14 protein-coding genes are annotated in these 12648 nt (G+C 71.5%); 2 read left to right on the forward strand and 12 right to left on the reverse strand.

Annotated elements, in window-relative coordinates; all coding sequences use genetic code 11:
* Positions 1–22: 22 nt before the first annotated feature.
* Both ACIRG6_RS11370 and ACIRG6_RS11375 read right to left on the reverse strand, forming a co-directional pair.
* On the reverse strand, positions 23–727 hold the full coding sequence (locus ACIRG6_RS11370; RefSeq protein WP_318214251.1) for an aggregation-promoting factor C-terminal-like domain-containing protein: 705 nt from the start codon (positions 725–727) through the stop codon (positions 23–25).
* Between the two features lie 418 nt (positions 728–1145).
* On the reverse strand, positions 1146–2471 hold the full coding sequence (locus ACIRG6_RS11375) for a PhoH family protein (protein WP_225632125.1): 1326 nt from the start codon (positions 2469–2471) through the stop codon (positions 1146–1148).
* Positions 2472–3643: 1172 nt separating this feature from the next.
* Here ACIRG6_RS11375 and ACIRG6_RS11380 point away from each other — a divergent pair.
* A complete protein-coding gene (locus ACIRG6_RS11380; RefSeq protein WP_403322186.1) occupies positions 3644–3862 on the forward strand; it encodes a hypothetical protein in 219 nt (72 codons plus the stop codon).
* Positions 3863–3882: 20 nt separating this feature from the next.
* Here the strand turns inward: ACIRG6_RS11380 and ACIRG6_RS11385 are convergent, their stop codons facing one another.
* Both ACIRG6_RS11385 and ACIRG6_RS11390 read right to left on the reverse strand, forming a co-directional pair.
* Positions 3883–4674, reverse strand: a complete 792-nt coding sequence (locus ACIRG6_RS11385) for a methyltransferase domain-containing protein (protein WP_350714353.1) — start codon at positions 4672–4674, stop codon at positions 3883–3885.
* 71 nt (positions 4675–4745) lie between these two features.
* Positions 4746–5618, reverse strand: coding sequence for an LLM class flavin-dependent oxidoreductase (locus ACIRG6_RS11390; protein WP_364676042.1), 873 nt, complete (start codon positions 5616–5618; stop codon positions 4746–4748).
* A 91-nt stretch (positions 5619–5709) separates the two neighbouring features.
* Here ACIRG6_RS11390 and ACIRG6_RS11395 point away from each other — a divergent pair, with 91 nt between their 5' ends.
* Positions 5710–6102 (forward strand): DUF192 domain-containing protein, encoded by a 393-nt coding sequence (locus ACIRG6_RS11395; RefSeq protein WP_403322189.1) that lies wholly within the window; start codon positions 5710–5712, stop codon positions 6100–6102.
* Between the two features lie 33 nt (positions 6103–6135).
* Here ACIRG6_RS11395 and ACIRG6_RS11400 read toward each other — a convergent pair whose 3' ends face one another.
* The 8 genes from ACIRG6_RS11400 to ACIRG6_RS11435 form a co-directional block, all read right to left on the reverse strand.
* Positions 6136–6762, reverse strand: coding sequence for an OmpA family protein (locus ACIRG6_RS11400; RefSeq protein WP_403322191.1), 627 nt, complete (start codon positions 6760–6762; stop codon positions 6136–6138).
* An 8-nt stretch (positions 6763–6770) separates the two neighbouring features.
* A complete protein-coding gene (locus tag ACIRG6_RS11405; protein WP_403322193.1) occupies positions 6771–7349 on the reverse strand; it encodes a hypothetical protein in 579 nt (192 codons plus the stop codon).
* A gap of 35 nt (positions 7350–7384) precedes the next feature.
* On the reverse strand, positions 7385–7978 hold the full coding sequence (locus tag ACIRG6_RS11410) for a pilus assembly protein TadG-related protein (protein ID WP_403322492.1): 594 nt from the start codon (positions 7976–7978) through the stop codon (positions 7385–7387).
* Positions 7975–8172 carry a Flp family type IVb pilin gene (locus ACIRG6_RS11415; RefSeq protein ID WP_400860685.1) on the reverse strand — a complete coding sequence of 66 codons (198 nt, stop codon included), beginning with the start codon at positions 8170–8172 and terminating at the stop codon, positions 7975–7977. The genes ACIRG6_RS11410 and ACIRG6_RS11415 overlap by 4 nt, the downstream gene beginning before the upstream one ends.
* A gap of 129 nt (positions 8173–8301) precedes the next feature.
* The gene (locus tag ACIRG6_RS11420; protein ID WP_403322195.1) at positions 8302–9114 is read right to left on the reverse strand and encodes a response regulator; all 813 of its coding nucleotides are present in this window, start codon (positions 9112–9114) and stop codon (positions 8302–8304) included.
* A 47-nt stretch (positions 9115–9161) separates the two neighbouring features.
* Positions 9162–10787, reverse strand: coding sequence for a sensor histidine kinase (locus ACIRG6_RS11425; protein ID WP_403322198.1), 1626 nt, complete (start codon positions 10785–10787; stop codon positions 9162–9164).
* 15 nt (positions 10788–10802) lie between these two features.
* The gene (locus tag ACIRG6_RS11430; protein ID WP_403322199.1) at positions 10803–11690 is read right to left on the reverse strand and encodes a DUF5936 domain-containing protein; all 888 of its coding nucleotides are present in this window, start codon (positions 11688–11690) and stop codon (positions 10803–10805) included.
* A 13-nt stretch (positions 11691–11703) separates the two neighbouring features.
* The gene (locus ACIRG6_RS11435; RefSeq protein WP_364818853.1) at positions 11704–12648 is read right to left on the reverse strand and encodes a type II secretion system F family protein; all 945 of its coding nucleotides are present in this window, start codon (positions 12646–12648) and stop codon (positions 11704–11706) included.

Genomic DNA, 12648 nt, shown 5'->3' on the forward strand with positions numbered 1-12648 from the left:
GCGGTGGCCGTGCCGGGCCGGCTCAGTACCAGTGGTTGTTCTGCCAGAACGCCCAGGCGTCGCACGGGCTGCCGTAGCGGCTGTCCATGTAGTTGAGGCCCCACTTGATCTGGGTGGCCGGGTTGGTCTGCCAGTCGGAGCCGACCGAGGACATCTTGGACCCGGGCAGGGCCTGGAAGAGACCGTAGGCACCCGAGGAGGCGTTGACGGCCTGGTAGTTCCAGCTGGACTCGTGGTCCACGATGTTGCTGAAGCACTGGAACTGGCCGCTGGGCACCATCTGACGCGCCATCGCCTGGATCTGGCCGACGGTGTAGGAGCTCTGGACGGCGAAGGTCGTGGACTCGCGCTCGGCGTCGCGGCTGGCGGCTTCCTGCTGCGCCTCGCGCTTCTTGGCCTCCTCGGCCGCCTCCTTCGCCTTCTTCGCCTTCTCCTGCTTGGCGACGGCGGTTTCGGCGGCAGCCTTGCGGGCCGCCTCCTCGGCGTCCTTCTTGGCGCTCGCGTCCGCGGCGATGGCCTGTACGTCGGCCTGCTGCGTCAGGGACGCGGTCTGCACCTGCGCCTGCTCGCCCATGGGGATGTCCGCCAGCAGCGTCGTGCCTGCTGCCGTCGCCTCCGCGTCGTGGTTCTGCGCGGTGCTGCCCGAGGCAACGCCGACGACGCTTCCGACTGCGGTGACCGCCGTGGCCGAGGCCACTGCGAATCCCCGGACCGAGATCCGGCTCACACGGTTTCCTTCCAGCATCGCCCGCTTCGGTGACCCTCGCGGACGCAATCGTGCCCCTGGCACTGGCCTCCCCAACTACGGGTCACGGGAGGCACGGGCCCGGTGGACAACTCCCTCGACGGGAGCGCCGCGTGGTGCTCGGGCGGCATACGACGCTGCTATGGAGTTGGACTGGTGCTTCTGTGGTGCCGTACCGCTGGGGGTACAGATGTGTCGTATGCGGGGCCTGACAGGAATGAGACTCTGCCGTAACCCGACGGGGTGAGGCAATTCTGTGTTGCGTGTGAAAGCTCACATCCCGTTTGGGTCTGGGGATTTCGAGAAACCTCCACGCGCGAAGACGCCGCCCGGCTAGGCTCTTGGCCTTTCCGGACGGCGTCGACCGTCGGGGCAACGGACCCGTGTCGGGTCGGAGTTCTCAGATGTGCCCGTCCTCCAGCATTTCGGTCACAAGTGCCGCGATCTGGGACCTCTCGGACCGCGTCAGCGTGACGTGGGCGAAGAGCGGATGGCCCTTCAGCTTCTCGACGACGGCGACCACTCCGTCGTACCGCCCCACCCGCAGGTTGTCCCGCTGCGCCACGTCGTGGGTCAGCACGACCCGCGAGTTGGCGCCGATCCGGGACAGGACGGTCAGCAGGACGTTCCGCTCCAGCGACTGGGCCTCGTCCACGATCACGAACGCGTCGTGCAGCGAGCGGCCGCGGATGTGGGTGAGCGGCAGGACCTCCAGCATGCCGCGGGCGGTGACCTCCTCGATGACCTCGCGGCTGGTGACCGCCGACAGGGTGTCGAAGACGGCCTGGGCCCAGGGGCTCATCTTCTCCGCCTCGGAGCCGGGCAGATAGCCGAGCTCCTGCCCGCCGACCGCGTACAGCGGACGGAAGACCATCACCTTCTGGTGCTGCCGGCGTTCGAGCACGGCCTCCAGTCCCGCGCACAGCGCCAGCGCCGACTTGCCGGTGCCGGCCCGGCCGCCCATCGACACGATGCCGACGTCCGGGTCGAGCAGCAGGTCGAGCGCGATCCGCTGCTCGGCGCTGCGGCCCTTGATGCCGAACGCCTCCCGGTCGCCGCGCACCAGCCGGACGTTGCCGTCGGGCGTGACGCGGCCGAGCGCCTTGCCGCGCTCCGACTGGATGGTCAGCCCCGTGTGGACGGGCATCTCGGCGGCCTCGGGGACGTAGACCCGGCCCTCCTCGAAGAGCACGTCCACCTGTTCACCCGGCAGGGTGAGTTCGGACATGCCGGTCCAGCCGGAGGCGTCCGTGATGGCGAGCTCGGCGCGGTACTCCTCGGCCAGCAGGCCGACGGAGGACGCCTTGATCCTGAGCGGGAGGTCCTTCGACACGACGGTGACGTCGAACCCCTCGGCCTGCAGGTTGCGGGCGACCGCGAGGATGCGGGAGTCGTTGTCCCCCAGGCGGTAGCCGGTGGGCAGCACGCTGGGGTCCGAGTGGTTGAGCTCGACACGCACGGTGCCGCCGAGATCCCCGATCGGGATGGGGGCGTCGAGGCGACCGTGCCGCACGCGGAACTCGTCGAGCAGGCGCAGGGCCTGCCGGGCGAAGTAGCCGAGTTCGGGATGGTGCCGCTTGGCCTCCAGCTCCGTCACCACGACGATCGGGAGCACGACCTCGTGCTCGTCGAAGCGGTTCAGGGCGTTGGGGTCGGCCAGCAGGACGCTGGTGTCGAGAACGTAGGTGCGCCGATCTGGCTTGTGGCGCTTTGTGCTGGTCACCACGGAAGGACGTACCCCCTCGGAAGAGGTCGGGGAGCGACGGAGTGGATGCTGGGCCGGGAGGGCGGGAGCGAGCCGGCCGGTCGTCGGCCGCCCTGCACGGGCGTGGGCCGCGAACCGGCCCTCCGCCGCTTCTTCCGCGCCGTGACCGCACGGTAGGGCTGGTGCAAAGGGCCTCCCGGGCGTACGGCTCTGCGCCGTCCGCTGAGATCCGATGCCCGTGGTTCGGGCGTCGACCTGCTTGCCTTATGCCCTCGAACGAGCTCCGCCATGCAATGACGCAGGACGACGCACCGGTGAACTCCTCATGACGGGCGCCCCACGAGGGCACTCGGGCGGGCCGGGGTGCGGGTCCCTGGGACCGGGCGGCGCATGCGGCAGAAAAAACGGGCCGGTCCGTGGGGGGGAGACGGACCGGCCCGAGGGGGGGTTTCCACCATAACCCTTCGTAAGTGATGCTGCGTGCATCGGCGTGCCACAACTACTCTCCGGAATCGTCCGGCGACGCCCGGGTGCTCACGGAATCGCCTATTCCGCCCTGAATCATGGCCAAAAGGCGGCCGCTCCCACGAAATTCACAGGGAAACGGGTGACAGGAGTGGCGATACGGAGGGCCGGATGCGCGCCGGGTCCGGTACGGCGGAGTGCCCCCGCATCCCTCCACCGGGTGATACGGGCGGCGAACGCCCGCTTGACCGGGCACCGCGCAGCCCCCTCCACTGCGCGGTGCCACACGCGCAGCTTTGCTCACGCGAATTACCTGCCTCGAATTTACGCGATCATGGCGGACGGTTTCGACCCGCGCGGGGCACCGGTGGATAACGATGTGGAAACCCTGTGAGGATCGCGGGGCGATTCCGCACGCTCCCTCCGGAGCGCGGATATTTGCGAAGGTAGGTCGCTTACGCCCGGAACATTCCCCCCGACCGGGCGCGCGCCTCCGGCTACGAGAACAGTTTGTGACCCATTCCGGTTCTCACGTCTCTCCAGGACGAAGACCGCGGGAATCACCTGGGCCGCGGCGAGCGCACGGCGGCTCGAACGACAGTTCCTGGCCAAGTCCACCCGAACGGGCCCAGCGGTCGCCGGGGGGGTCGCCGCGATGCTCGGCGCCCACGCCCAGGTGTTGTCGACGGCCGAGCTGTCCGTCGGAATGCGGGCCGGAAGTGACCCGGATGGACGTACGGACGGCGCTGTGGCAGGCCGAGGAGCCGGCCACACCCGCCGCGCCGGCCTCGCTGGCGAAGACGCACGGTCCGCGCGGCACGGTGGAGCCGCTGGGCCGTCTGGCGGCTCGGCAGCGGCGGGAGCCGGCGGCACAGGCCACCCGGGTCGGGGACGTGCTGGAGGTCGAGGTGGAGCTGGTGGTGGGCGAGGTGGGCGCCCACGCGTGAGCCCCGGAGCCCGCCGCGGCCTACGGGTTCGGCTTGCGGGCCTCGAAGAGGTGGCGTGCGCTGTGGGCCACGAAGGGTCCCTCGGCCTCGATGCGGTCGTGCAGTTCGCGGAGGCGGGGCCGGTACTCCTCGACGGTGAACCCGGGGACCATCCACACGACCTTGCGCAGGAAGTGGACGACGGCGCCGATGTCATGGAACTCCATCCGCAGCCGCTCCGCCCGCACGTCGACGATCTCCAGCCCGGCGGCCTCCGCGTCGGCACGCTCACGGTCGGGGTGGCGGTGGCGGTGGTTCTCCTCGGGCAGGGGGCCGAGGAAGAACTCGATGAGCTCGAAGACGCTCGCGGGGCCGACGTGCTGGGCGAAGTACGTGCCGCCGGGCAGCAGCACGCGGGCGATCTCGTCCCAGTGCGGCCGGACGGGATGCCGGCTGACGACGAGGTCGAAGGCCCCGTCCCCGAAGGGGAACCGCGCCTCGTCGGGCGAGGCGACGACGGGGACGCCGCGCGGGCGGAGCAGTTCGGTGGCCTTGGCGACGTTCGGCGCCCATCCCTCGGTGGCGACGACGAGCGGGGGCCGGTGCGGGGCGGCGACACCGAGGGCGATGTCCAGAACCTCGCCGCCGCCGGTCTGCACGTCCAGCACGGCGGTGGCTCCGGCCAGCCGCCCGCCCATGGACCGCGCGTATCCCCAGGACGGCCGTTCCTCGGTGGCCCGCCCCTCGAACCAGGAGAAGTCCCACCCCTCGGTGGGCACGGCGGCGCCTTCGGCCAGGAGGTCGTCGAAGGAGCGGGAGGAGGCGGGGGCCATGGGACGGTCGATCCGATCTGTGTCTGTGTGGTCCTTGCGGCGGTCCTGGCTGGAGGCCAACGGCCGGGACATCAGTCCACCAGGGGCCGGACCTGCTCGGCGGCGAACCGGACGAAGCCCTCGGGGTCGGGCTCGTCGCCCGTAGGCTGGAGGACGACGGTGTCGGCGCCGGCCTCGGCCAGCCGCCGGACGGCCTTGGCCACGGCGTCGGCGTCCCCGGCGACACCCAGGTCCGGCACCGCTCCGAGGCCCTCCGCCCGCTGTTCGGCCCGCAGCCGTTCGGCGGCGCCGGGGCCGGTGGCCGCGAGGAGATACACGACCACCTTGTGCGGCTCCGTCCGCCCGGCCGCCGTCCGCCCCTCGTCGATGAGCCGGCGGGCCTGCCGCACGGCGTCGGGCGGGTTGGCCGCGGTGAGGATCGTCCCGTCGGCGGCCTCCCCGGCGAGCCGCAGCGAACGGGGCCCGGTGACCCCCGCGAGCACCTCGGCTCCCTGGGCGGGCGGCCAGTCGAGGGCGACGTCGTCGAGCCGGACGTACCGTCCCTCGGTCGTCACCCGCTCCCCGCGCAGCAGGGCCCGCAGGGTGAGCAGGTACTCCCGCAGGAGGGTGACGGGCGACTCGGCCCGCGCCCCGACCTGTTCCATCCAGTCCTGCACGCCGTGCCCGACGCCCAGGATCGGGCGGCCGGGGAACATGCGGTGCAGGGTGGCGGCCTCCATCGCGGTCACGGCCACGTTCCGCAGGGGCACGGGCAGCAGTCCGACGCCGACCCGGAGCCGCTCGGTCCAGGCGAGGGCGGCGGCGGCCGTGGAGATCCCTCCCTCGAGGAAGCAGTCCTCCCACAGCCACAGCTCCTCCAGCCCGGCCTCCTCCGCGACGCGTGACACGGCACGCAGCCGTTCGGGGGCGAGCTGGGGGCGGAACACTACGCCGAGTGCGGTCATGGGCCCTTCCTACACTTGGCCCGGGGCGCGGGACAACGACATTTCGCGGTCCGGCAAGCCGTCGGGGGCGTGGCGCGGGGAGGGAGTCGGCATGGGGCGACGCTGGCGGGACGGTCGGGGGCGCCTGGTCGTGGAAGGCGGGCCGGACGGGAGCGCGGTCACCGTGCCGCTGGAGATCGCCGCGTCCTATCGGGCCCGCACCAGGGGACTGCTGGGCCGGGACGCGATCGACGGGGCGCTGCTGCTGTCGCCGGCCAACAGCGTGCACACGTTCCGGATGCGTTTCCCGATCGACGTGGCCTACCTGGACCGGCGTCTCACGGTCATCGCCGTACGCACCATGCCCCCGGGCCGCCTGGGCCTGCCACGGCTGCGCGCCCGGCATGTCCTGGAGTCGGAGGCGGGGGCGATGGCCGGGTGGGGGGTGCGGGCCGGGGTGCGGGTGGAGGCGGTGGAGGAGCAGGGACGGCCGCCGGCGCCGTGACGGCGACGCCGGCCGGCGGTCGGGGGCCGGGCTTCACGAGGTGCGGGGGAAGGAGACCTCGACCCGGCGGTTCTTCTTGCGGCCCGCCTCCGTCGAGTTGTCGGCGATGGGGTAGTCCTCGCCGTAGCCGCGGACCTCGTAGGTGATGCCGGCGTCGTTCAGGGTCTGGGCGAGGAGTTCCTGCACGGCGTTGGCGCGCTGCTTGGACAGGACGTCGCCGTGGGCGGAGGAGCCCAGGTTGTCGGTGAAGCCGAAGACGCGGATCTTGCCGGCGTTCTGGTTCTTGATCTCCTCGGCGATCCCCGCGACACGGGACTTCGCCTCGCCACTGAGCTTGGCGCTGTCCTTGCCGAACAGCACCTCGGCCTGGAGTGCGAAGGTCACGTTGGTGTTGGTGTCCTCGCGGCGTTCGTCACCGCTCTGGTCTTCGACCACCGACTTGATGTCCAACACCTTGGCCTGCGCGAGCGTGGCCCCGTCCGGGAGCTTGAGGTCGGGGTCGTTGGGGTCGACGTCGACGGGTGCGGAGGCGGAGGCTTCGGTGCCTGGGGGGCCGGCCGGGTCGTCGTCGGCGTGCGCCGCGGCGGCGCCGTACAGGTTCGTGGCGAGCAGGAGGGTGGCGGTGGTGAGGGCCAGGGTGAGACGGGGGTACGGGGTCATGGTGGGCCTCACCCGGAGATGGAGATGGTCGCGCTGGCGAAGGTGGGCAGTTGGAAGGTGACCTCGGTCGTGTCCGCGGGTGGGGCCGGGAACTGCATGAAGACCGCCAGGCGGTCACCAGCCTTGATGGTCGAGAAACCTGTGGTCGTCAATGGACGGCCCTCTGTGTCACGCAGCACGTAGTACCGCTTCTTGCCCTTGCCGTCGACGAGTGTGGCGCCGCCGAGCGACCTGCCGTTTCTGATGATCTCCGTCTCGTTCCCGCTCAGCGCGGACGGGATCGCGACACCTTTGGCGCCGTCGTTCTTCAGCTCACCGTTCACTGTCACGAAGCCACCGGAATCCCGCTCAGCAGAGGTGATCTGCAAGAGCAGTCCGTTGCTCCCCTTCAGTTCGGCCAAGGGTTCTTCCGCATTGCCCTCTTGAGCACTCGGTCCGGAGCCGCCCTCCGTGGAGGCGGAAGCCGTAGCCTTCGGCTTTTCGTCGTCACCGCCACCACCACACCCGACAGCGCCGAAGGCCAGACTGACTAGAACGGCCAATGTGAGCGTCCCCCGACGGGCCGTCGTCGCGATCCGAATGCTCATGTCGTGAATTCCTTCATCACTCGTCGTTGCCTTCGTCAATCGGCCAGGTGGACGTCGAACAGGTCCTCGGGCTTCGGCAGGTCCAAGAGATCATCCGGCTCCAGATCCCACTTCTCGCCCTCACAGGAGAGAACGGGCAGTTCATCGTCGCCGGCGTCCTCACCGGGCATGGCGAACGTGCAGCGGGGTTCGATGACGGCGGTCGCCGACTCCGAGGCCTTCTGATCCTCCGTGCCCGGAATGATGGTGTCTCCGACGGCCTCGTTGGTCTCCGCAACGACGGAGTAGCCCAGTGGCCCGTCCGGTTGGCAACTCACGCTCGCGTCATTGCTCGCCGCCAGTTCCTGAGCACGCCAACAGGCGCTGGGAACTGGCACCTCACCGTCAAAGATGTCCTGCCATGAGTCGGGTTTCAGTACGTTCGCCAGCCACTGGTCCGCAAGTTGATCGCGCGTCTCCAGAGCCGCCGCGAGCGCCGCAGCGTCTGCCGCCGTCTGTGCCTCGTTACGAGTCGCCGCGGCTTGGCCAACCGCAAAGTATGCGAGCGCCAGAAAAAGCAGGCCTCCCACCACCGTGATGTAGATGGGGAAAGCCTGCCCTGCATCCGTGCCGTTACGGAGGTGGGTCAGCCACCGGTGACTTCGCCGATCTTCGCCGTGATCGCGTCGAAGATCGTCTGCCCGATGTCCGTTCCCGTGATCGCCAGCACGATCGCCACCACCACCGCGATGATCCCCAGGTACTCCACCGCCGTCTGTCCCTTGTCGTTCCGCGCGGCGCGGGACTTCAGGTGGGTGACGGTGGTGTGCAGCCAGTTGCTCATGGTGTTGTCCTCCAGGGTGGCCGGTGCCGCGCTCGTCGTCCGGAACGTACGGCGGGACCGTCCGCCCCTCCGAGGGCCCCAGGGCCCAATCGCGGGCCCAATTCCGTACCGAGGGTCGGCTCATCGCGCTCACCCCAGGCCCAGCCACTTGGCGGTGGCCTCGGAGCGGTTCGTGCTGTGGAGCTTGGCGAAGATCCGGTTGATGTGGTTCTTGACCGTCTTCTCGCTGATGAAGCACGTGGCGGCGATCTGCTGGTTGTTCATGCCGGATGCGATGTGGCCCATGATCTCCACCTCCCTCGTGCTCAGTTGGAACCGCGACCTGTCGGGAGTACCAGACGACGACTGTCCCACATTCGGTTGCAGTTGCGAAAGGGTCTGTGCGGATACCCGTCTATCGGGCGGACTCACAGGCGAGTTGGGTCTACCTGTGGCGTGTGCACTCGCACTCCCTCGCCCCTGCTCCCGCAGCTGGGCCAGCAGCGCGTCCGCCGCCGTCGGGGTGAAGTGGGCCCTGCCCTGCCGCACGTCCCGTACCGCCGTCACCAACTGGTCCGCGGTGAACTCGCCGTGGACCAGGTAGCCGCCCGCACCGCGTCGCAGGGCCTCCCGGACGATCTCCGACTCCCCGCTGTACGTCAGCATCATCACCGGCGCGATGCCCACCAGGTACGGCAGGGCGGAGAGGCCGTCCACGCCGGGCATGCGGACGTCGAGGAGGACCACGTCGGGGCGGTGCTGCTGCGCGGCCTCGCAGGCCTGGCGGCCGTCGGCGGCCTCGGCGACGACCGTGATGTCCGGGCGGCCGGAGAGCAGCGCGGTGAGACCGGCGCGGACGACCGGGTTGTCGTCGGCCACGACGACCCGTAGGGCGGCGGCCGGCGCGGGCGGCGGGAAGGGGTGGAGTGGGTGGCCGTTCCGGTTCGTCTCGTCGTCCGGCATCGGGGGTGCTCCTCTCCTGGCACGGGGGGTCGTCGGGTGCGCCGTGTTCATGCGGGCGGGCTCGTGCTCGTGCCGGGGGCGGGCGTCAGGGCGGACAGGGGCAGGTCCACGCGGACCTCCGTGCCCCGCGCGTGACCGCCCCGGCCGATGCGGATGCGGGCGCCCACCGAGGCGGCCCGCTCGACCATGCCGACCAGGCCGAAGTGTCCTGAGCCGCGGAGGCGTTCGAGGTCGGTGCCCGGGGGGAGACCGGTGCCGTCGTCGTGCACGCTGATGCGCAGGAAGTCGTCCCGTACGGCCGTGCGGACGTGGACGTGGGCGGGTGCGGCGTGGCGGTGGGCGTTCTCCAGGGCCTCGGAGACGATGGTGAGGAGCTGGCGGGCCACCGCCGGGGGCACCGGCGGGACCGGCGCGTCGGGCGCGGGGTGGTGGCAGGTGGCGGGGACGCCGGTGCGGGCCGTGAAGTCCAGGACTCTTTCGCCCAGTTCCGCGGCGAGGTCCGTGCCGTGCGCCGGGTCCGTCTCGCGGCGCAGGTCGGTCAGGAGTTCGCGGGACTCGGCCGCGGCTCTGCGGGCCGAGCGGGCCACCAGTTCCGCCTGGCGTCTGGCCAGCGCCGGATCCATGCGGTCGCTGCCCGCCGTGGCGGCCAGGCCGTCGGCCGCGAGGGCGACGCCGTGCAGGGTCTTGGCGACGGAGTCGTGCAGTTCGCGGGCGAGGCGGGCGCGTTCGGCGCTCACCGCCTCGGCGACCGCCAGTCGGGCCCGGACCGCGGTCAGGGCCTCGGTGGCGGAGCCGAAGCGCAGCAGCAGCCCGCGCAGGCTGGAGCCCGCCGCCCCGGCGATGACGCACAGGCCCGGCAGAAGTGACGCCTCCGCCACGCCCGGGTGCGGGTTCAGGGTCGCGTGGACCAGCAGCAGGATCAGCGACTGGAGCGAGGCGAAGACGGCCGCGCCGCGCCAGCCGTAGACGAGTCCGGCCAGGAGCGGGGTGCAGACGCTGACGTAGGCGAGGGTCGTGTCGGGGCCGGCGGAGATCAGGAGCAGGGAGCCGAAGAGCGTGTCCACCGCCAGGAGCGTGGGGTGGCGCAGGAGGAGGGGGCCGAAGCGTTCCCAGTCGCGGACGAGGACGTACGAGACCATGAAGGTGACGACCACGGCGGCGCCGACCAGGCGGGCGCCCAGGCCCGGGCTGGCGTTGAGCAGGGCGGCGGGGGCGGCCAGCGCGATCATGGCCAGGCGGAAGCCGAAGACCTGGCGGCACAGGGCCTGGAGGGCGTTCACCTGGAGGGTGAACGCGGGGGTCTGCGGTGTGGCCTCGGGGCCGGGCGCGGGGAGCGGCCCCCGCGTCGTGTCCCGGGCGTGCGGGCGTACGTCGGTGCCGGCCGCCGGTCGGTCCGGTGCCGTTGGCGTCCCCGGCGGGGGTTCCGCCGTTTCCCGGCCCGGCGGCGGCCCCGTCGGCGACTCCAGCGGTTCCCAGCCCGGCGGCAGTACGGGCGTCGCCGGGCCGTCCGGTGCGGCCTCGTGGGCGGTGCGGGCCGGCGGGACCGCGTCCGCGGGTGGGGCGGTGATCGGCGGAGCCGGCCGCGGCGGGCGGTGGCGGCGCCGCGTGCGGGTGGGCCTGTCGTCCGGCTGGCGTGCCGTCAGGTCCCTCGCCGGGGGGTTGGTCGTGGCCATGCCGTCCGTCCTCCCCTACTCGCCCGTGATCGTGCCGAAGTCCGTGCCCGAGCCGAGGATCAGCCCGGCGCCGAGCAGGATCATCGTGGCCGGGACCATGAACGTGGTGATCATCATCGTGGCCTTGGGGACGGCGCGGGCGGCCTTGCGGCGGGCGTTCTGGGCGTCCGTGCGGCGCATGTCCTTGGCGAGGGACACCAGGGTGTCCACGATGGGGGCGCCCAGCTCCTCGCCCTGCTGGAGTGCCGTCACGAACATCGCCACCTGTTCGGAGTCGTTGCGCCGGCGCAGCTCCGCGAAGGCCTGGCGGCGGCTCATGCCGAGGTCCATCTGGCGCAGGGTGATGCGCAGTTCGTCGGCCCAGGGACCCTCGTAGCGCATCGCGACGCGGTCCAGGGCCTGGCGGAAGCCGAGTCCGGCGCTGACCACGACCGCCAGGACGTCGAGGAAGTCGGGGAGCGTGCGCTCGATGACGTCCTTGCGGATGCGGATCGCCGACCAGATGCCGACCTCCGTCCAGAACGCCCCGAAGGCCAGCAGCAGCAGCGCGACGAGGTACTGGCCGCGCAGCAGGAAGACCAGGAAGCCGACGGCGCCCAGGAAGCCGTAGACGGCGCGGCGGGCGGCGTAGCGGTCGATGGTCAGGCCGCCGGGGTTGCCCGCCAGGTCGATGCGGCGGCGGTACCTGGCGACCAGGGCCGGGCCCATGAGGCGCAGCACGCCGGGGGCGTAGCGCATGCCCAGGCGGTCGACCAGGGAGTCGACGGCGCCGGTGCGGGTGGAGCCGACCTCCAGCGCGAGGGCGAGGTCGCCGGGGAGCTTGGCGTCGGCGCGGTACATCCGGATGCCGGCGAACGCGCCCCAGACGCTCAGGCCCATGCCCAGTGCGAGCAGCAGTCCCATGGCTCCTCCTTCCTCAGACGTCGATGCGGGACAGGCGGCGGATGAGGACGAACCCGACGGCGTAGAGGCCGAAGGCGGTGATCACCGCGATCTGGCCGACCGGCGAGCCGGTCATGCGCTCCAGGGCACCGTCCTTCACCCCGTTCATCAGGAACAACGAGCCGACACCGAGGACCGGCACGGCGTACGACGTCATGCTGACCTGGGACAGCTGGGTGCGGACCTCGCGCCGGGTCTCCTTGCGTTCCTCCAGCGTCTCCGTGAGGTTGCGCAGTGCGCTGACCACCTGGCCGCCCGCCCGGTTGGACAGGACGAGGGTGGTGACCAGGACGACGAGCTCGCGGGAGGGGAGGCGTTCGGCGAGTTCGCCGAGGGCGTCGTCCATCGAGGAGCCGATGGCCAGCTGGTCGGCCACCTTGCCGAGTTCCTCGCCGGCCGGGGCCTCCAGCTCCTCCGCCGCCATGCCGATGGCGGTGCGCAGGGCGAGGCCGGCCTGGGTGGCGTTGGCGAGGATGCGGGCGAGTTCGGGGAGCTGGTTGATGAACTTCTCGATGCGCTTCTGGCGTTGCCAGGTGAGGAACTGCATCGCCGCCCAGACGCCCAGCAGGCCGGCGAGCGGGCCGAAGAAGGGTGCCAGGGCGGCCTGGCCGACCAGCCACAGGCCCGCGACGGTGGCGAGCATGTAGGCGAAGAACTCGCCGGGGGTGATGTCCAGGCCGGTCGCGGCCAGGCGCAGTTCCAGTTTCCTGCCGAGCCCCGTGCGGCGCAGGCGGCGGTCCAGGGTGCGGAAGCGGCGCCTGCGGCCGGCGGAGGGGAGCTGTCCGGTGGCGGAGAGGCGGTCGACCAGGGCTTCGCGCTGGGCCTTTCCGGCGGCGTAGGAGTGCAGGCCCATGACCGCCAGGGCGCAGGTCAGCAGCGTGATGCCGGTGGTGAGCGTGACGAGCGTGTGCAGTTCCAT

Origin of the sequence: Streptomyces flaveolus, assembly GCF_044765825.1 — a bacterium.
Classification (GTDB): Bacteria; Actinomycetota; Actinomycetes; order Streptomycetales; family Streptomycetaceae; genus Streptomyces; species Streptomyces flaveolus.

Bases quoted from the DNA above. Each gene is read 5' to 3' on its own strand.
- ACIRG6_RS11380 (WP_403322186.1), top strand. From the start codon at position 3,644: ATGGACGTACGGACGGCGCTGTGGCAGGCCGAGGAGCCGGCCACACCC.
- ACIRG6_RS11385 (WP_350714353.1), bottom strand. From the start codon at position 4,674: ATGGCCCCCGCCTCCTCCCGCTCCTTCGACGACCTCCTGGCCGAAGGC.
- ACIRG6_RS11390 (WP_364676042.1), bottom strand. From the start codon at position 5,618: ATGACCGCACTCGGCGTAGTGTTCCGCCCCCAGCTCGCCCCCGAACGG.
- ACIRG6_RS11395 (WP_403322189.1), top strand. From the start codon at position 5,710: ATGGGGCGACGCTGGCGGGACGGTCGGGGGCGCCTGGTCGTGGAAGGC.
- ACIRG6_RS11400 (WP_403322191.1), bottom strand. From the start codon at position 6,762: ATGACCCCGTACCCCCGTCTCACCCTGGCCCTCACCACCGCCACCCTC.
- ACIRG6_RS11405 (WP_403322193.1), bottom strand. From the start codon at position 7,349: ATGAGCATTCGGATCGCGACGACGGCCCGTCGGGGGACGCTCACATTG.
- ACIRG6_RS11415 (WP_400860685.1), bottom strand. From the start codon at position 8,172: ATGAGCAACTGGCTGCACACCACCGTCACCCACCTGAAGTCCCGCGCC.
- ACIRG6_RS11420 (WP_403322195.1), bottom strand. From the start codon at position 9,114: ATGCCGGACGACGAGACGAACCGGAACGGCCACCCACTCCACCCCTTC.
- ACIRG6_RS11425 (WP_403322198.1), bottom strand. From the start codon at position 10,787: ATGGCCACGACCAACCCCCCGGCGAGGGACCTGACGGCACGCCAGCCG.
- ACIRG6_RS11430 (WP_403322199.1), bottom strand. From the start codon at position 11,690: ATGGGACTGCTGCTCGCACTGGGCATGGGCCTGAGCGTCTGGGGCGCG.
- ACIRG6_RS11435 (WP_364818853.1), bottom strand. From the start codon at position 12,648: ATGGAACTGCACACGCTCGTCACGCTCACCACCGGCATCACGCTGCTG.